Genomic DNA, 16,939 nt, shown 5'->3' with positions numbered 1-16,939 from the left:
TTCGGGTATTCCCTATGAGAGGGATTTTTTGAGAATGGGTCGATGGGGCATAGCTATTCCCTTATTTCAGCTAAAAAGGGGGCTTTTGCTGAAACAAGGGAATAGCCCGTCTTTTTACCATAACTTTACAGCTTTGCCGCTTCCAAATGGCCATACCTTTTTTCTCCTGTGAGGTGGTGCTTTATTTGGGTGAAAGGAAAAAAGAAATAATTTTTTTGCCAAAAAAGAAATTTTGTGTTATAATTAAAATGGCTGAATAGAGGATACAATAAAAGGGAGGCAAAGTATGAGTATGCAGGAACAATTAGAAAGGGCCAAAGAGCTTTTGAAAGAACAGGATTATGAAGAAGCCCAGAAAATTTACAACGAACTTTACCAGAGAATGGATGAGGCATCTCCAGATGAGAAGGCGGATATTCTCGCAGGGCTTGGGGATTGTCTCAGAGAACAGCTTTATTTTGAAGAGGCAATACCCTACTATGAGAGGGCTTTGGAGCTTGATCCTATTCATAAGCGTTCTTTGGCCGGTATTGCAGACAGTTATCGAGGTCTCAAGGACTGGAACAAGGCTTTACACTACTGGTTTGAGATAGTGAGGCTCAATCCGCAGGATTTTCTCATCTATACCCGTATTGCTGATGCTTATCGGAAATTGGGCGAGTTTGAACAGAGTGAGAAGTATTATCTTTTGGCGATTGAGCTCAATCCCCGCAACAAGTTTGCTCTGATGGGGCTTGGGGATCTGTATTACAAGAACAAGAAGTATAATCAGGCTCTCGAGTACTGGAAAAAGCTTCTTGATGTCAATCCCAAGTTTATCAATATTCTTACGATGATCGGGAATATCTATCGAAACTGGAAACAGTATGACAAGGCCATTGATTATTATCAAAGGGCGCTTGAGATAGATAGAAACAATTTTTATGCTCTCTATGGGATTGCAGACTCGCTTCGAGGGAAACGTCGTTTCCGTGATGCCATCAAGTACTGGAAGAAGATTTTGGACAAGGAACCGGATAATGACAGGATTCTCACTCGTTTGGGGGATAGTTATATCCGGATAGGGAAGTACGCAGAGGCTGCTGCTATCTACAACAAAGTGCTTGAGAATAGTACCAACAAGTATGCTCTTATTGGACTTATCCGTATTGAGGTAGAGCAGAAGCATTATTACAAGGCGGCTCAACTTTGTGAACAGTACCTTGAGCAGTTCCCTTCTGATGTGAGGGTGGCGCTTCTTTTGGCCAAGCTTTATGAGGATAACGGCGATACAGAGAAGTCTCTCAGTGTGTATGAACGTTACCAGAGCATGTTTGCCGGGAGAAAGGATTTTGACTCAAAGCTTGCCAGTACGACTCTTGATCACTTCAAGAGCGATATTGAAGAGTTTTCTGAAGATGATCTGGAAGACGAATAGGGCTCGCTGGTTTTTCCTTCTTGTTCCCGGTCTTCTTCAGGCAGTGACGCTTCCTTCGACTTCCTTTTTCCCCATGCGTGTAGGGATAGTTCAGGAACTCACCAATAGTAAAGGGGATACTTTGCGGTGGGAGGTGAGCAGGTTTGTGATTCTCAATGATGAGGACACGGAATCTGATGTTCGGATTGACTGGAAGATCTCCCACAGGGGAAGTTTTTCCTTTGTTTATACGGTGGGTTTTGTGGTAACTCTTGATGGAGAGGTGTATCTTGACTCTCTTTCTGATGGCTCTCAGGTGAGGTCTTTTTTCCCGAGGATTCTTTTTCTCGACGCTCGGGGGCAATTTGTGGAAGCGACGATTGGAGAGGGAATTTCTCTGTCAAGACCCGGCTGGCGGGGGCGTTTTACCTGGGGAAAGATCTATCCAGAGGTTTCAGTGGTGACACTTGGTCTTGGTACCAATCGAATGAGGCTTCTCTGGGATAGAACGGCTGGTTTGATTGGTATAGAGGGGGGAGTATCTTACTATCCCAAGTAGGAGAAGGCCATGCAGGATTCAGAGATTCAGGTTGCCCTTGATGTGATTTCTGAGGTGAAATCTCTTCTGGCGAAGCGAAGGCATCTCTTTGAGAGGTTTTTACTTTCTCCTTCTATGCGGCTTCTCATGGGGCTGTGGGCTGGTTTTCTCACGGTGGTTGGTTTCTGGCTTGTGTTTGATCCAGAAGGGTTCGTGCGATTGTGGTTTTCTTCGGGGTGGATCTGGGTTGTGGTGGGGATGGTGGTGGTGATTGGGGGAGGAGTTCTCAAGCTTCGGGCGTGGCACACTCTCTCTCCTGATGAGTCTCCTGTTCAATCTCTTTTTGAGGCTATAGGAAGACCTCTTCTCATTGTTGATGGTGTAGGTATTGTGGTTTTTCTTGTGCTTCACGTCTGGATTATGCTTCAGGGAGCCTGGTGGTATCTTTTTCCGCTCTGGGCCATCGGGGTTGGTTTTGTGTATGTGATGTACGGGGCTTTTTTGTCGGTGAGCTCGCTTTTAGCCATAGGGGTATGGTCTGTGGGCGGGGGGATACTTGCTCTTTTCTGGGTCCCTGAGACTCTGAGAGAGGTAGGAGTAGCCTTTCTTTTTGTGTTTGCTTTCGCTTATGTTGGGCTTTTTGTGTTTCTTGAGATTCTCGCAAGGTTAAGGAAATAGGGGTGGCTGAGGTTTTTCTTGATCCACTGATTCACGAGAAGGCAAGGCTTTTGATTATGACGGGCCTTTTGCAGGCTGAAGGGGGAAGACTTTCGTTTTCTCGCTTGAAGGAGATTTCAGGGCTGACCAGTGGGAATCTCTGGGTTCAGATTAAGCGACTCGAGGAGGCTGAGTATGTGGGGGTGGAGAATGTCTCTTCTCGAAGAACGGAAATTTATCTCACTGAAAAAGGGATAGTGGCGCTGGAGAAATACTTTTCGGCTATTCAGAGTCTTTTCAAAAAAGAGGGTTCTGCGTGAAGTTTTTGTTTTCTCTTTCCGATACATCTCTCAAGGAGTCATACGATGAAAAAATGGTTTGTGGGTCTTTTTTTTGTGGTTTCTTTAGGTTTTGCGACGGATGTGTGGTATAGTCAAGCGTATTTGGGTTATCTTTCGCTTGGGTATCTCTGTATGCTGTATACAAACGGGATGTATTCAGCAGGGGAGGCGACGGTTCGTGCTAAAGAGGTGAGAATGATTGCCCAGACAACGCTCAAAATACTTTATCAATCGGGAAGTGAGGCACGTACTCAGGCTCTGAGAGTAGCGTATGAAAATCTTCTCTTTCAGGCTAATGGGCTCATCAGTTTTGTGGAAACCCCTTCGGAGGAAATGCTTCGTAGCTATGAGGAACTGCGAAAGAAGACATGGTATGCCCTTGAGATGGTGAAGGAATTGCCGTAAGGGGGAGACTCAGGTTGATGTGGGGTTTTTGCTATAACGATATTTCAGCTACGAGGTCCATCAAGCTGAAATAAGGTAATAGCTTTCTATGTATTTTGGGAAAAATTCAGGTATTTTTGGCAAGCGACAAACGTACACGACTCTGAAAAGGTTTCTTAAATCAAGACGAGACCCTTGCACGGGTGCTTTCTTGCCCTTTTTAGGTCAGGGGCTACGCCCCTCTTCCCCGTTTTTTCTGTTTACAGGGGCTTATTTGTCTTTTCTATTCAAAAAATAGGATTATTGATTACGAAAAGAAATATTTTTATACTATTTTTTGTTTTTTATTACTTTTTGAGATCTTCGCACCTTCGTGCAAAGGTCTCAAGACAATGGTTTCATTCCCTTTATAGCCACAAAGCTTCCTTTGTCGTGTCCAGGAAGGATCTCGGGAGAGAGCGTTTCTCCGATAAGGGTGGAGAGACTCGCAGTAATGACAAAACCTGTTTTCTCAAAGAAGTCAACAATCTCCAAAGAGGTATAAAAGGTTGCTTCCCTATAAAAAAGGCTTTTGGTTTTGTTTGTCTGGTACTTTTGTCCTAAATAGCTTTCAAGAGGGACGAAAGCCACGACAAGATATCCTCCCTTTGTGAGAATACGGTAGCTCTCTTTGAAAGCCTGGAGAGGATCATCTACAAAGCAGATGGTGGTTACCATGAGAGCAAGGTCAAAAAATTCCTCTGGCCATGGGAGGGACTCCGCTTTTCCTTCCACAACATGGATGCCACGCTCTCTTGCTTTAGTGGCCATTTCTGAAGATGGTTCGATTCCTGTGTGAATACCAAGTCGTGAAGCAAAAAGCCCGGTACCTACTCCGATTTCTATACCATGAGTAAATCGTGGCATAAGGGTTTGCAAAAGATTTACCTCGGCTTCATAGAGGTTTTTGTTCTTGATAAACCAGGCTTCGTAATCGTTCACGTGAGCAGAAAAGGTTTCTATTCCTGCCATGGTGTTTCCTTTTCGTGTCCTTCGATAACAAGGAGTTTGCCGTTGACAAGAGCATCAGCAATCTTTTTGTGAGCGTTGTTAAGAATATTGCCAAAGGTTGGTCTGGAGATACCCATTTGCTTGGCGGCCTCTTCATGATAAAGGTTTTCAAGATCAGCAAGCCTGATGGCTTCAAACTCATCCATTTCCAGGATGACCTTTTCAAGGGTGTGAGCGGGCTGTCCTATAGGTTTGAAGCCGGAAATACAGGGCTTACAATGAATATGACGACATTTTTTTGGTCGGGGCATGATCACTCCTTTTCCAAGAGAGGAGATATGTTTTTTCCTCGAATGGGCCTTTCATTATAGAAGAGGCTTTTGTTTCTGTCAATCTTTTCTCCACAGAAACATCGCATCTCCATAACTCAGGAAGCGATAGTCATGGGAAAGGGCATGCTGGTAAGCGGCTTTGACTCTTTCTTTTCCCCCAAAGCTTTGAACAAGGAGAAGAAGGGTAGAATAGGGCATGTGAAAATTGGTGACAAGTCCATCGATAACCCGGAAGGGGAAGTCTCCGTAGATGAAAAGGTCGGTATATCCGCTATACGGTTGCCATCTCTGAGGAAAGAGTTGTCCCATGGTTTCTAAAGCCCTGGTAGAGGTTGTGCCAACGGCGATGATTCTTCCTCCTCTTTTTCTTGTTTCAATGAGGGTATCAATGGTATCCTGCGGGATGGTAATCCACTCTCTATGGATGTGGAATTCCTTATCTTCGGGGGAAATGGTGCGAAAAGTTCCCGGTCCTACGTGAAGGGTAAGGGTGGTTATCGTGATTCCTTTTGCTTTGATCTTTTCTAAAAGGCTCTCCGAAAAATGAAAAGAAGCCGTGGGAGCTGCCACAGAACCATAGAGAGAAGCAAGGACACTCTGATACCGTTTTTCGTCTTCGGAGGTGAGAAGGGGTAGGCCTTCTTTTTCTCTTTTTTTGACAATATAGGGGGGAAGGGGGAGTTCTCCCAATTTTTCTATGTCTTCAAAACTGATAGGAGGGTCGAAGGTGAGGATACGATAAGCGTTGTCTTCTGGGTCTTTTTGAATGCGTATAGACCATTTTTCTAAAAAAAAGCGGTGATGACTTTTGATACGACGGGCATTTCTTACCATGGCTCTCCAGGAATTGTCACTCAGGCGTTCAATGAGGAGGCATTCAAATATCTTTTTGTCTTCTCGGGTGAGAAAAAGCCTGGCCTTGAAAACTCGCGAATTGTTGAAGACAAGGGTATCGGTCGGCTTGAGATAGAGAAGAATATCAGAGAAACGTCTGTCTTCAAAAGGGACGTTTCCAGGGGGAATAACAAGAAGCCTTGATTCTTCTCTGTTGGGGAGGGGATGGGTGGCGATTTTTTCTTCGGGGAGATCGTAGGCAATATCCTCAAGATAGGGCTGGATGTTCATGAAGACCTCCATCTTTCGTAGTAGGAACGGAATTCTCCAATGGTGAAGATTTCTCCGTGACCTGGATAAACGGTAGTCTCATCAGGAAGGGTGAGGGCTTTTTCTACTGATCTCCAGAGAGTGGCTTCATCACCACCGGGGAGATCGGTTCTTCCTACGGAGAAGGCAAAGAGAAGGTCTCCTCCAAAGAACCATCCTCTGGTAGGAAAATAGAGTCCAATGGAACCAGGAGAGTGCCCTGGAAGGTGCCATACTTCTGCTTCCCATTCAGCTAAAGAACCTTCTGAAAGGGGAAGAAGGGTATGGTGATAGGAAATCTTGTCTCCAAAGTAGGCGGAGAGGTTCTGATAGGGATCAGGGACCATGGGTATGTCAAGGGGGTGAGTGTAAAGGGAAGCTCCAAATTCCTCTGCCCAGCTGTCGGCAAGAAGGATGTGGTCAAAGTGCCCATGAGTGGCTATCATGACAAGAGAAGAGGCTTCTTTGAGTTTTTCTTTTGCCTGGGGACATGCGGGGTCAATACAGAGGGTTTTTGTACCGTTCTGGATGAGGTAGGTATTGGAGGCAAAATCATAGGGGGTAAAGAGAAAAAGCTCCATGGGAAGATCTCCTCAAGGGTATTCTGAAAGTATAATATTATAAGGAGGAAAGAAGAGAGAGGCAATATATGGAAGTGTTGAGAAAGAGGGCCTGGAGTGTGTTGTTGTTTTGTGTTTGAAGGAGAAGGGTTTTGGGATTGGGAAGGAGGGTTTTGGCTATTACTTTGTTTCAGCGACATTATGAACTTTGCTGAAATATGGGAATAGCTAAACCACTGTGTATTACTTCTGTTCTCCAGGATTTTCTTTTGGTAAGGGAATTTTTTTAGTTAGGAAAAGATGGAACCCAATACAGAGGTTAAACTCGAATTATTTTGCGTGGGGATGATAATCTTCATAAAGGGAACGGAGTTTTTCGATGGAGAGATGGGTGTATATTTGAGTGGTTGAGAGGGAACTGTGCCCTAACATTTCCTGGATAGCCCGAAGCGAAGCCCCGTTTTGTAAAAGATGCGTGGCAAAAGAGTGTCGGAGGGCATGGGGAGAAAGATTTCTTTCGATGGCGAGATGCTGAAGGGCCTCGTGAAAAATATATCGTACCATCCGTGGGGTGATGCTACGCCCTTTTTTTGTGATAAAGACCGCTTCGCTTCGGGAGGCCTCAGGGCTGATTTCCTTTCGGAAAGCAAGGTAGTTTTTGAGGCTTTCTGCAGCTATGCTTCCGATGGGAATTTCACGGACTTTTTTTCGTTTTCCTGCAATCGTGAGGCTTTTCTGGTTGAGATGAAGATCAGAGAGTTTCAAATTGGCTACCTCAGAGATACGAAGTCCACCGGCATACATGAGGAGAAGAAGGCATCGATTTCGTTTTTGCTGAGGGGTGGTATCTGGTAGCGAGGAGAGAAGAGTATTCATTTCCTCGACGGTTAATACCTTGGGAAGACGGTGGGGTTTTTTAGGGCTTTTTATGAGAAGGAAGGGGTTAGAAGAAAGGTACTTGTGTTTAACAAGATAACGATAAAAGGAACGAAGACTGGCTATTTTTCTGGCCACGGTAGAGGCTTCATATTTTTTTCCAAGCCATGTGAGATACTCATGAATCTGAGGATAACGAAGGAGGGCGGCGTCCCACGAATGGTCCTGGGCAAAGGCAAGAAATTCTCTGATATCATGTTCATAGGCAAGAAGCGTGTGTTCAGAATACCCTTTTTCGTATCGAAGGGACTCTATAAATGATGGTATATGAGATTCCATGTTATCTCTCCTGTTTTCTTATCGACATGGGAAGGGGAAAAATAAAATAGGGTTAGGAACTGATAGATAGTATTTCGGATGTTTTTTTGTGAAAAAAGAAGGGGAGATGAGAATAGGTTACCTTTAGCTATCACCCTGTTTCAGCAAAACTCATGAGGCAAGGGGAAGAAGAGGTAAGGTTTTAGCCTTTGGCTATTACCCTATTTCAGCAAAACCATATGCTTTGGGGTCAACGAGGATAGTACAATTGCTCCTTTGGCTATTACCTTATTTCAGCACCCCCCTTCTTTTTGCTGAAACAAGGGAATAGCACGAGAAAAATTTCCTGCCATAACAACTTTCTAACCACTTCTGGACAACCTTGACAATATTTTTTCGATAATATATACAAAGAAAAAAACAGGAGGCTCCTATGACAAAAGATGTTTTCACCTACAGCGAAGAAGAGACTATCCAATTTTTTGAAGATCTCTTCTGGCACGGAAAAATCCGCTGTCCCCGATGTGAAAATTCCGCCTACCGACTCTCCAGTCGTCCTCTCTACCAGTGCAGGCATTGCCGTTACCAGTTTTCCATCAAAAGCATTTCCATTATGCGCAAAAGCCATCTTTCTCTCAAAACCTGGCTCTGCGCTATGGCTATTATCTGTGAAGGAAACGTTAACGGCGTGAGTCTTGCCAAACATCTTGGGGTAAGCTACAAAGCCGCCTGGCTACTTCTCCACAAGGTCCGCAACCTGATGCGAGCCCTTTCGGCAAGGCAAAAACACCACCTTCGCCACCTTCTTCGGAAATTTTTTCTTCTCCCTGGCATCAAAAAAGTCCAGAGGGAAAAGAAACGGCCCTTTCAGGTTATCGAATGTGATAATGCGTCCTCTCCCACCCATTTTCACATTCACCTTGTAGAGAATATCTCGTGCGATAGTCTTAAGACACTCTTCTCCTGTAAAAATACCGCGGCGATTCTTGAGGTCCCTGAAGCTTTTTCTGATATCTTTCAGCAACTTGTTAACCGACTTGAAAACCTTTATCACCATGGCTGTCGAAAACACCCTCAGCGCTACATTGATGAGTTTTGTCTTTTTTCATTGTATCAGGACTCTGACCTTCGAATGAAAAAGCTTTTGTCGATGATAAATAGGGAAGATCTTCTGCTTCCTTACAAGACGCTCATTCAGGAATCCATCGTCCTGTAGGAAAGGCGTACCGACGACTGGGATTTTTCCTGAGGTGTTCCAACTTCTTATCCTAAAAAGTCTTCGAAGTCTGCTTCTCGTCTGGATATTCGTTTGCAAAAAGGAAAAAGAGTGATGAGACCTTTGCACAAATGTGCAAAGGTCTCAAAAAAGTAGTAAAAAACAAAAAATAGTATAAAAATGTTCCTTAACGTAATAAATAAAACTATTCCTTTGAACAAAAAAAGACAAATAAGCCCTCGTGAACGGAAAAATCGGGGTTTCAGGGACATAGCCCACGACCCAGATAGGACAAGAAAGCACCCGCGCAAGGGTCTCGTGATGATTGAAGATAAAAGCCCTTTGCACATTCGTGCAAGTGGCTCGATAATTTATTCTTTGCACAACGAAAAGGGAGCTTGGAAGGGATGAGGAAGATAAAAAGAAGGGGAAAAGGTTTATTACCGGCTTTGGCTATGACTTTGTTTCAGCAAAACCTACCGCTTTTTCTCTGGACACGCACCGAGTTTGCACTTTGGCTATTCCCATGTTTCAGCAAAAGGGGGCTTTTAGCTGAAATAAGGAAATAGCCATGTTATATTTTAAACTTTTTCTTCCCCTCCTTTCCCCACACCGCTTTTCCAGCGAAGAATAAAAAAGGCCGATTCGTGAGAATCGACCTGGTTTGATACCATCTTTAACGCTTGGAGTACTGAGGAGATTTGCGGGCTTTCTTGAGACCGTATTTTTTTCTCTCCACCATACGAGCATCACGGGTGAGAAGACCGTGTTCCTTGAGAAGTTTGTGGAACTTTTCCTTGTCATAAGCATCAAGAGCGCGGGCAATTCCGTGTCTCAGGGCTTCAGCCTGACCGGTAAGACCACCACCCTTTACTGTAGCATAGATATCCACCTTGCCTTTCATCTCAGTGAGATTGAGGGCATGATAAACCGTTTCATAATAATAAGAGGGAAAATAAGCCTCTACATCCTTGTTGTTTACCGTGAACTTGCCCTTTCCCCCGGGGGTCAAAAAGACACGAGCCACACTGGTTTTTCTTCGACCGGTAGCGTAGATTTTCTTCTGTGCCATGATATCCTCCGATTACAACTCAATCTTTTTGAGGGTCACATTCTTGAGAGTATGTTCACTGCCGGGGAAGAGGTAGAGTTTTTTTACCATCTTCTTGGCAAGTTTATTCTTTCGCATCATCCCTTTGATGGCCTTCTGAAGGGGATAAACAGGATTGCGGCGGATCATTTCTAAGAAGGTAGCTTCTTTCATTCCGCCAACATACCCGGAATAACGATAGTAAATTTTCGTTTTTGGTTTGCGTCCGGTGAGCATTACCTTCCCAGCATTGATAATCACCACAAAATCACCATTGTCTAAATGGGGGGTATAGGTAGGTTTATGTTTCCCCATTAGGATATGGGCAGCCTTTGCCGCTACTCGACCCACAGGCTGGCCAGCAGCGTCTATAACGTACCATTCTCGTTTGATATCTTTAGCTTTCAGCACAAAGGTCTTCATTTGTTTCTCCTCACGCCATAAATTGGAAGTATATTATACACTACTTCCAGATTTTTGTCAAGAAAAGAGAGATATTTAGCCAAACATCTCTCACAGGGTTTGTCGTTCCACATATGAAACTGAATACCTATTTTCACATTTGACAAAGAAGGGGCAACGAAGGGATAATAAGGAGGAACTATGAAGAGGAGGAAGAAGTATATGGTTAAATCGAAGGTAAAGAGATTACAAGGATTCTTTGTTCAAGTTCAGAAAAGGGAAATTTCTTTAGGTTGGGTGGCAAGAAAACTTGATATAAGCCGATCCTGGGTTACCGTTTTGTATCAAAGATTCTGTCGAGGAGAAAATCTTGTTCGGCAAAGAACATCCAGAAAGTCAAAGCTTGAGCAAAAGCATATAGCCCTTATTCTTGAAACATACGAAGAACTGGCCATTGAAAAAGAGAATAAACAGAAAGAGTACCCTTCGGTAAGGATTCTTTCCAGCACCTTATATGAGCTTTACAAGGATTTTCCTAAGGTTTCAGATGAAACTATTCGGAGAGTGCTAAAAAAATTCTTTGTCCATTATCCTGAGCGAGCAAGGCATCACTACCGCAAAAGGTGGCAGGCAGAAGCCATAGGCGAGATTGTGCAGGCAGACGTTTCCATTCACCCATGGCTTGAAAAGAAACCCGCTTTTCCGCTCCTTTTGATTATGGACGACCATTCTCGTTATGTTCTTGCTGCTAAGTTTTTATCCCAGGACACAATAGAAAACCATATGCCAGTTTGGCAGGAGGTTTTCTCTGAGTATGGTTTACCCTACAAGGTGTACTATGACAATGACCCAAAGTACTCTAAAAAGAATAATGGCCTCATAGCCACTGCGTTTGAGGAACTGGATATTTGTGTCGTTAATTCCAGACCTTATCAACCCCAGGGCAAGGGGAAAATTGAGCGTAAAATCCAGACATTCCAGAAACAACTCACTTTTTACCTCAAGAAAACCTTGAAAAAGCAACGCATTGAAACCCTGGAACAACTGAACTGGATTTTGAGAGAATATGTCATAGAGCACAATAAGACGCCTTCTCGAGCCCTTGATGGACGAACTCCCGAAGAAGTATTCTCAGAGGCTCGTAGAAAGCCTCAGAAAGACCTTTTTAAGCCCTTTACAGCCACCCCTGAACAGTTTGAAAAGGCTTTTGCGTTTCGAGCTTTTCGCAGGCTGGATAAAACTTATGAGGTTTCGTATAACGGCCATAAATATCGGGTTCCAAAAGAGAATGCTTTTCGGGTATTGCCTGGCGTCAACATCGAAGTAAGAGAATTCCCAGGGAAATGGGTGAAACTGTTTTACAAAGGTGAGGAGATAGCCCGTTATCCATGGAAAGAAAAAGTTGAAAATTCCACCAGGTAGAGGTACACTTATGAGGTATTCAGTTTCTATGTGGAAATACCCCTTCTGTTAATGTGTGGAACGACAAACATCTCTCACAGGGTTCCTTTCATATAGGAGCCCAAGACCTTCACAAAAACAGCATCCTCTTTCACCTTTTCCAAGGCTTTGGAGAGGCCTTTTTGATGAATCCCTGCATCAATATCGATGAAGAAGAGGTAATCCCATGGACGTCTTTTTGATGGGCGGGATTCGATCTTGGAGAGGTTGATATCATACACCTGAAAAGGAGAAAGAAGCTTCAAAAGGGCCCCGGGCCTATCCTTTACAGAAACAAGGATAGTAGTCTTGTTAGGATTTTGTATAGGAACACCGGCCTGACCAATGACCCAGAAGCGGGTGTAATTCTCAGGGTTATCTTCGATGTTGGCTTCAAGAATTCTTAGACCGTATTTTTCGGCGGCCAAAGGACCAGCAATAGCCGCTGAAAACTTATCCCAGGGAACCATACTGGCGGCTTTGGCCGTGCTGGACGTTTCGATTTTTTCCACATTGGGAAGATGGGTCTCAAGCCAGAGTCGACACTGGGCAAATGCCTGGGGATGAGAATAGACCCTTTTGATTTCCGAAAGACTACCGACATTGGCCATAAGACAGTGATGGATAGAAAGGTAAGTTTCTCCTACAATCTGGAGGGGAGAATCGACAAACTCATCTAGGGTAATATTTACGGTCCCTTCAAGAGAGTTTTCGATAGGGACAACCCCAAAATGGGTCTTGCCATTTTCCACCTCGCGGAAGACATCAGGAATGGTCTGAAAGGACTGAAGTTCGACTGATGTGCCAAAATGGCGTATAACCGCCTGTTCTGTGTGGGTGCCCTCTGGGCCTAAGTAGGCAATACGCAGAGTCTCTTCAAGAGAACGGGCAGCGGACATAATCTCAGTGAAGATCTGCATGAGAGCCTTCTGGGGAAAGATGCCTTTTGAGGCAGCCAGGACACGGTCTCTCACCTCCTGTTCTCTTTCAGGATGGTAAACGGGAATATTCTGGCTTTTTTTGTATTCACCTATTTCCTTGACCAGTTCAGCTCGCTGATCTAAAAGCTTTACAATCTCCTCATCAATCTGGTTAATACTCTGTCTGATAGTTTCTATATCTCTGGGCATAGGCCACCTCCTTTTACCTTTTAGAAGAGATGTGGTTCGTGATTTTCGGTTGGTTCAGTTTCTTCTGAAACTTCTTCTGCTGGTATGTCTATTTCCTCGGATTCTATATTCTGCCATTCAAGTTGGGAGAGAGAGGGAAGATCGTCGAGACTATTGATGCGGAAAAACTCCAAAAATCGTTCAGTGGTGATGTAGAGAGGGGTCTGAAGAACGTCATCACTTGCCCCTGATATGGTAATCAGTTTGAGGGCAAGCAGAGTGTTCAGGCTTCGTGAAGAGGAGACACCACGGATTTTGTCGATTTCTTCTTTGGAAATAGGCTGTTTGTAGGCAATGATAGCGAGTGTTTCAAGAGCGGATTGGGGAAGTTTGTTCTCATTTCGTTTTCCAAAGAGTTCGTTCATTTCCTGATAATAATGGGGATTGGTGACGAGTTGATACCCCCCCGCCACAGGAATAATCGTAAGCCCACGCTTACTTTCTTTGTAGTGGGTATTCATTTCCTCGATGAGTTTTTCTACATCCTCGAGACCAAGGTCTAAGACGGAAGCAAGTTCCTGTTTATCAAAGGCCTTTCCATGGACAAAGAGAATAGCCTCAACCAGCCCATGGAGTTCCTGTCTTGAGTAGGTTTTATTCAAAAAGAGTGATCGGCTCATACTTCAACTCCCTGTTGTTCTCTGAGATGGATATAAATATCAGTGAATATTTTGACCTGTTTGAGGAGGACTTTCTGTCGGAAAGAGAGTTCTAACCCTCCGAGAAAACTGGCTACTCTATCTACTTTGGTAGGTTCTTCGGAAGCGATCTGGCTGAACCGGATCATTTTTTCCTGGTAAACCTTTTGCATGATTTTTTCCATCTTTTCTTCTACTCTTACCTCACGCCGCTTGATAGGAATAGGTTTTCGTATAAAGGCCCCTTTGTATCGATAGAGACTCTGGAGAAGATCTCCAACATAGAGGGTGTGCTGGATTCGCACCCTGTGGGATTTTCCTTCTATGGGATCAGGAATATACCCGCGGGAATAATAGATGTCTCCTTCTTCAGCGATTTTTTCTAACTGGCGGGCAAGGTAACGGAATTTTTTGTATTCTCGGAGTCTTGCTAAAAGCTCTGTTTCCGTCAGAGGTTCTTCTTCATCTTCGGTACTCATTTTTGGCAGGAGGTATTTGGTTTTGAGATACACGAGGGTAGCAGCGACGACAAAAAATTCTGAAGCAATATCGATATTGAAGAGTTGCATGGTACGGAGATAGCTGAGATACTGATCGGTGACAGCAGACAAAGAGACCTCGGTAATCTGGAGTTTATTCTCCTGAATGAGTTCCAGGAGAAGATCAAGAGGTCCTTCGAAGTTAGCGATGTGAAGAGTGTATCCCCGGTGGATAATACCAATCACCGTTGTCTCCTATTCATATCGTCTGTGGCTTGCCATTCCCATGGCGGCGCGAACCTTTTCCATGGTGGCCTTGGCTACCACACGGGCCTTTTTGGCTCCTTCGGCAAGGATGTCGTTTACCATCCCTTTTTTGGAGAGGATCTCCTGCCGTTTTCTGTGAAAATCAGCAAAATAATCGATAATGAGTTCTGCCATCTGTTTTTTGTCTTCGACACAACCGAGTTCTGCGGCCATACAGCGCTTGCGGACATTCTCAATACGGTTTTGGTCCTGGCAGAAGACAGCGTAGAAAGGAAACAGAAGACACTCATCAGGATGTCCTGGGTCAGTCTTCTTGGGACGCTTGACATCGGTAATCATGGACATAATCTTTTTTCTGATGGTGTCCGGGTCATCAGCTAAGTAAATAGCATTGTTGTAGGATTTGGACATTTTTCGGCCATCGAGACCGTTCAGTTTAGGAACCTCGGAGAAGAGGGGTTGAGGTTCCACAAGCACATCGGTATTGTAGGTGGTATTGAACCTTCTGATAATCTCCCGGCTAATTTCCAGATGAGGCACCTGATCTTTGCCAACAGGAACATGGGTGGCTTCATAGAGGGCAATATCGGCCGTTTGAAGAACGGGATATCCCAAAAAGCCAAGGTTGTCCAGGTCCTTTCCCTTGATTTCTTCCATCTTTTCCTTGTAGGTGGGATTACGCTCCAGCCAGGAGACAGGAGAAAGCATAGAAAGGATCACAAACAGTTCACTATGTTCTGGTACATCGGACTGAAGAAAGAGAACAGACCTCTCTGGATCGATACCAGAGGCCAAGAGGTCCACCACCAAGTTTTCAATATACACCTGAACCTCTGTTTTATACCCTGCTTGATTGGAGGTGAGGGCATGCAGATCGGCGATGAAATAAAAGGTTTCGTTTTTGGGGTCATTCTGAAGCCTGACCCAGTTGCGCACGGCTCCGAAATAGTTCCCATAGTGGAGATAGCCGGTTGGTTGGATACCACTCAGGATTCGCATATCTTTTCTCCTTTTCTATGAAATATCCTGTTCTACCTGAATTTCTTTGATAAGAGGTGGGGGGTTATCAAGGTCGTAGTGAACGAAAAAGACTACATTGTCTTTTTGCGAAAGGGTGAGTTCTACGACATTTTCTTTCTGGTTTTCTTCGGTAGTGGGAGGCTTTTCTGCCCAGAGAAAATCAACGGCATACACATCAGCCTGTTTGTAGAGCGTTTTCTTCCACTCGAGAAATTCCTTCTCAAACTCGGTGTGTTCAATGGTATCATGATCCGCCTTGTAGGTGATCACAAAAACCTGAAACCGAAAAAGAGTCTCTATAAGGGCGTCAAGGGCCTCACGAAGGAGATTCCCAAATCCCTGTCGAAACTGAGGGGTAAAAAGATACTTCACCTCACAATTGTAGGTCTGCCCATAGCGAACAATAAAAAAGAGCGTGTTCTGGAGAATAAGCTTCTGATCAGTTGCCCAGCGATGAGCAATAACCACCTGACGAAAGCGACGCTGGATGTCCTGTCTCCATCTGTGGAAGATACTATCATAATCTTCGATAGTAGAATGAGCATTGGCCTCAAAGTGGTCATTGATGATGCGAAATTCGTTCACCAGCACGTCAAAAATGGAAAGAAATTCCTTTAGTTCGAGCATGGTACTCCCCGGTAGTCTCTGGCTATACTCTGCTGGACGATCTCTATAATCTCTTCATCTGTTTTCTCAAGGAGTGTTTCTCGTTTCAAAGGAGGATGAAAGATAACTTCAATTGGTTGGCGTGGATCGACGGCAAACCGATGCTTGGGGCAAAAGGAAAAAAGTCCATTGAAGGTGATGGGAAGGATATCATAGGAAGTATTCCTGAAGATATAAACAAAGCCTCGCTTGAAACGCTGGATCTGTCCGTGGGGGGTTCTTGTGCCTTCTGGAAACATGGCAATAGAGGCATTTTTGTCCCCCTGGATGGCTTTTTCAAGGGATGCCTTGGCGGACTTGAGTTTTTCTCTTTCCATAGAGATACACCCAAGTTCTCGCATAATTTTTCCCCAGAGGGGGATGGAAAAGATGGACTCTTTGGATATCCACTGGATTTTGCCGGGATAGACGGCATAAAGAAGGGGAATATCAAACATACTGGCATGGTTTATCAGGATGAGGTAGGGTTTGGAGAAATCGACGAGTTCTCGTCCTTTTACCTTGACTGGACGGAGGGCAAAAAGAAAAAGAAGTTTTGCCCAGAGGCGTGTGATGGCTAAAATAGATCGACTCATCCCAAACAGGGCAAGAATAAAAGCGATCGGGGTGAGAAGAATGGTAAGCGTCAAACTGAGAACATACGATGAGAGATTGGCTATTCCTACGTAGATAAATCCAATGAGACGTTTCACGTGGTCTCTCCTATCCCCTGATTTCTTTGAGAATATCATTATACACGAAAGAGAAAAAAACTGCAAGGTTTCAAGTGAGTGAGGGGGTGGGTGTTTTTTTGAAGAAGAGAGGATGGCTATGACGATGTTTCAGCTTGTGAGGAGGTTTTTGCTGAAACAAGGAAATAGCCGTGATGGTGTGGAATGGGGTAAATCTGAGAGTAGAAAGGGGCATATTTTTCACACCCCTTTTCGAAAAAGGGGACTTTTCAAAACTTGACGAAAAACCACGGAGATAGTATACTTAATTGCCTACTGAAATAGTAGAGTATAAAACAAAGGGAAG

At 44.3% G+C, this 16,939-nt stretch carries 20 protein-coding genes; 7 read left to right on the top strand and 13 right to left on the bottom strand.

The genetic code is table 11. The annotated features are described in order from the left end of the window. Nucleotides 1-286 precede the first annotated feature (286 nt). The 5 genes from BREVNS_RS01665 to BREVNS_RS01645 are packed head-to-tail and all read left to right on the top strand — an operon-like array spanning nt 287 to nt 3,337. On the top strand, nt 287-1,417 hold the full coding sequence (locus BREVNS_RS01665; RefSeq protein WP_483427341.1) for a tetratricopeptide repeat protein: 1,131 nt from the start codon (nt 287-289) through the stop codon (nt 1,415-1,417). Further along, the gene (locus BREVNS_RS01660; protein ID WP_483427340.1) at nt 1,398-1,955 is read left to right on the top strand and encodes a hypothetical protein; all 558 of its coding nucleotides are present in this window, start codon (nt 1,398-1,400) and stop codon (nt 1,953-1,955) included. Before BREVNS_RS01665 ends, BREVNS_RS01660 begins: the two co-directional genes overlap by 20 nt. Nucleotides 1,956-1,964: 9 nt before the next feature. Next, the gene (locus BREVNS_RS01655; RefSeq protein ID WP_483427339.1) at nt 1,965-2,612 is read left to right on the top strand and encodes a hypothetical protein; all 648 of its coding nucleotides are present in this window, start codon (nt 1,965-1,967) and stop codon (nt 2,610-2,612) included. 2 nt (nt 2,613-2,614) lie between these two features. Beyond that, entirely contained in the window at nt 2,615-2,911 is a 297-nt protein-coding gene (locus tag BREVNS_RS01650) for a transcriptional regulator (protein ID WP_483427338.1), read from the top strand. A gap of 45 nt (nt 2,912-2,956) precedes the next feature. Beyond that, nucleotides 2,957-3,337 (top strand): hypothetical protein, encoded by a 381-nt coding sequence (locus BREVNS_RS01645; RefSeq protein WP_483427337.1) that lies wholly within the window; start codon nt 2,957-2,959, stop codon nt 3,335-3,337. A 363-nt stretch (nt 3,338-3,700) separates the two neighbouring features. Here the strand turns inward: BREVNS_RS01645 and BREVNS_RS01640 are convergent, their stop codons facing one another. From BREVNS_RS01640 to BREVNS_RS01620, 5 genes are all read right to left on the bottom strand, one after another. Continuing rightward, nucleotides 3,701-4,327 (bottom strand): class I SAM-dependent methyltransferase, encoded by a 627-nt coding sequence (locus BREVNS_RS01640; protein WP_483427336.1) that lies wholly within the window; start codon nt 4,325-4,327, stop codon nt 3,701-3,703. Continuing rightward, a complete protein-coding gene (locus BREVNS_RS01635; protein ID WP_483427335.1) occupies nt 4,315-4,617 on the bottom strand; it encodes a DUF134 domain-containing protein in 303 nt (100 codons plus the stop codon). Before BREVNS_RS01635 ends, BREVNS_RS01640 begins: the two co-directional genes overlap by 13 nt. Nucleotides 4,618-4,695: 78 nt before the next feature. Beyond that, on the bottom strand, nt 4,696-5,763 hold the full coding sequence (gene queA, locus BREVNS_RS01630; protein ID WP_483427334.1) for a tRNA preQ1(34) S-adenosylmethionine ribosyltransferase-isomerase QueA: 1,068 nt from the start codon (nt 5,761-5,763) through the stop codon (nt 4,696-4,698). Then, nucleotides 5,760-6,362 (bottom strand): MBL fold metallo-hydrolase, encoded by a 603-nt coding sequence (locus BREVNS_RS01625; protein WP_483427333.1) that lies wholly within the window; start codon nt 6,360-6,362, stop codon nt 5,760-5,762. Before BREVNS_RS01625 ends, queA begins: the two co-directional genes overlap by 4 nt. 309 nt (nt 6,363-6,671) lie before the next feature. Further along, a complete protein-coding gene (locus BREVNS_RS01620) occupies nt 6,672-7,556 on the bottom strand; it encodes a tyrosine recombinase (RefSeq protein WP_483427332.1) in 885 nt (294 codons plus the stop codon). A gap of 412 nt (nt 7,557-7,968) precedes the next feature. On the opposite strand from BREVNS_RS01620, the gene BREVNS_RS01615 reads away from it, so the two are divergent. Next, nucleotides 7,969-8,751 (top strand): transposase, encoded by a 783-nt coding sequence (locus tag BREVNS_RS01615; RefSeq protein WP_483427331.1) that lies wholly within the window; start codon nt 7,969-7,971, stop codon nt 8,749-8,751. A 676-nt stretch (nt 8,752-9,427) separates the two neighbouring features. Here BREVNS_RS01615 and rpsI read toward each other — a convergent pair. Continuing rightward, complete coding sequence (gene rpsI / locus BREVNS_RS01610) at nt 9,428-9,823, bottom strand: 30S ribosomal protein S9 (RefSeq protein WP_483427330.1); 396 nt, start codon at nt 9,821-9,823, stop codon at nt 9,428-9,430. A 12-nt stretch (nt 9,824-9,835) separates the two neighbouring features. Continuing rightward, a complete protein-coding gene (gene rplM / locus BREVNS_RS01605; RefSeq protein WP_483427329.1) occupies nt 9,836-10,264 on the bottom strand; it encodes a 50S ribosomal protein L13 in 429 nt (142 codons plus the stop codon). Nucleotides 10,265-10,465: 201 nt separating this feature from the next. Here rplM and BREVNS_RS01600 point away from each other — a divergent pair, with 201 nt between their 5' ends. Continuing rightward, nucleotides 10,466-11,665: a transposase family protein gene (locus tag BREVNS_RS01600; protein ID WP_483426097.1), complete on the top strand. Its 1,200-nt coding sequence runs from the start codon at nt 10,466-10,468 to the stop codon at nt 11,663-11,665. Between the two features lie 74 nt (nt 11,666-11,739). Here BREVNS_RS01600 and pheA read toward each other — a convergent pair whose 3' ends face one another. The 6 genes from pheA to BREVNS_RS01570 are packed head-to-tail and all read right to left on the bottom strand — an operon-like array spanning nt 11,740 to nt 16,614. Continuing rightward, nucleotides 11,740-12,813, bottom strand: a complete 1,074-nt coding sequence (pheA, locus tag BREVNS_RS01595) for a prephenate dehydratase (RefSeq protein ID WP_483427328.1) — start codon at nt 12,811-12,813, stop codon at nt 11,740-11,742. A 20-nt stretch (nt 12,814-12,833) separates the two neighbouring features. Further along, nucleotides 12,834-13,472: an SMC-Scp complex subunit ScpB gene (gene scpB / locus BREVNS_RS01590; RefSeq protein ID WP_483427327.1), complete on the bottom strand. Its 639-nt coding sequence runs from the start codon at nt 13,470-13,472 to the stop codon at nt 12,834-12,836. Next, nucleotides 13,469-14,215 carry a segregation and condensation protein A gene (locus BREVNS_RS01585; protein ID WP_483427326.1) on the bottom strand — a complete coding sequence of 249 codons (747 nt, stop codon included), beginning with the start codon at nt 14,213-14,215 and terminating at the stop codon, nt 13,469-13,471. Before BREVNS_RS01585 ends, scpB begins: the two co-directional genes overlap by 4 nt. Before the next feature lie 9 nt (nt 14,216-14,224). Continuing rightward, complete coding sequence (gene trpS, locus BREVNS_RS01580; protein WP_483427325.1) at nt 14,225-15,235, bottom strand: tryptophan--tRNA ligase; 1,011 nt, start codon at nt 15,233-15,235, stop codon at nt 14,225-14,227. Between the two features lie 15 nt (nt 15,236-15,250). Further along, complete coding sequence (locus BREVNS_RS01575) at nt 15,251-15,883, bottom strand: hypothetical protein (protein WP_483427324.1); 633 nt, start codon at nt 15,881-15,883, stop codon at nt 15,251-15,253. Next, entirely contained in the window at nt 15,871-16,614 is a 744-nt protein-coding gene (locus BREVNS_RS01570) for a lysophospholipid acyltransferase family protein (RefSeq protein WP_483427323.1), read from the bottom strand. The genes BREVNS_RS01575 and BREVNS_RS01570 overlap by 13 nt, the downstream gene beginning before the upstream one ends. Nucleotides 16,615-16,939 lie beyond the last annotated feature (325 nt).

The organism is Longinema margulisiae, from assembly GCF_025266855.1.
GTDB lineage: Bacteria > Spirochaetota > Brevinematia > Brevinematales > Thermospiraceae > Thermospira.
Note: the sequence above shows the minus strand (reverse complement) of the source record. Positions and strands in the feature narration are given on the sequence as shown.

Excerpts from the sequence above, each read along its gene's own strand:
- BREVNS_RS01665 (WP_483427341.1), top strand. The coding sequence starts at position 287 with ATGAGTATGCAGGAACAATTAGAAAGGGCCAAAGAGCTTTTGAAAGAA.
- BREVNS_RS01660 (WP_483427340.1), top strand. The coding sequence starts at position 1,398 with ATGATCTGGAAGACGAATAGGGCTCGCTGGTTTTTCCTTCTTGTTCCC.
- BREVNS_RS01655 (WP_483427339.1), top strand. The coding sequence starts at position 1,965 with ATGCAGGATTCAGAGATTCAGGTTGCCCTTGATGTGATTTCTGAGGTG.
- BREVNS_RS01645 (WP_483427337.1), top strand. The coding sequence starts at position 2,957 with ATGAAAAAATGGTTTGTGGGTCTTTTTTTTGTGGTTTCTTTAGGTTTT.
- BREVNS_RS01640 (WP_483427336.1), bottom strand. The coding sequence starts at position 4,327 with ATGGCAGGAATAGAAACCTTTTCTGCTCACGTGAACGATTACGAAGCC.
- BREVNS_RS01635 (WP_483427335.1), bottom strand. The coding sequence starts at position 4,617 with ATGCCCCGACCAAAAAAATGTCGTCATATTCATTGTAAGCCCTGTATT.
- queA (WP_483427334.1), bottom strand. The coding sequence starts at position 5,763 with ATGAACATCCAGCCCTATCTTGAGGATATTGCCTACGATCTCCCCGAA.
- BREVNS_RS01625 (WP_483427333.1), bottom strand. The coding sequence starts at position 6,362 with ATGGAGCTTTTTCTCTTTACCCCCTATGATTTTGCCTCCAATACCTAC.
- BREVNS_RS01620 (WP_483427332.1), bottom strand. The coding sequence starts at position 7,556 with ATGGAATCTCATATACCATCATTTATAGAGTCCCTTCGATACGAAAAA.
- BREVNS_RS01615 (WP_483427331.1), top strand. The coding sequence starts at position 7,969 with ATGACAAAAGATGTTTTCACCTACAGCGAAGAAGAGACTATCCAATTT.
- rpsI (WP_483427330.1), bottom strand. The coding sequence starts at position 9,823 with ATGGCACAGAAGAAAATCTACGCTACCGGTCGAAGAAAAACCAGTGTG.
- rplM (WP_483427329.1), bottom strand. The coding sequence starts at position 10,264 with ATGAAGACCTTTGTGCTGAAAGCTAAAGATATCAAACGAGAATGGTAC.
- BREVNS_RS01600 (WP_483426097.1), top strand. The coding sequence starts at position 10,466 with ATGGTTAAATCGAAGGTAAAGAGATTACAAGGATTCTTTGTTCAAGTT.
- pheA (WP_483427328.1), bottom strand. The coding sequence starts at position 12,813 with ATGCCCAGAGATATAGAAACTATCAGACAGAGTATTAACCAGATTGAT.
- scpB (WP_483427327.1), bottom strand. The coding sequence starts at position 13,472 with ATGAGCCGATCACTCTTTTTGAATAAAACCTACTCAAGACAGGAACTC.
- trpS (WP_483427325.1), bottom strand. The coding sequence starts at position 15,235 with ATGCGAATCCTGAGTGGTATCCAACCAACCGGCTATCTCCACTATGGG.
- BREVNS_RS01575 (WP_483427324.1), bottom strand. The coding sequence starts at position 15,883 with ATGCTCGAACTAAAGGAATTTCTTTCCATTTTTGACGTGCTGGTGAAC.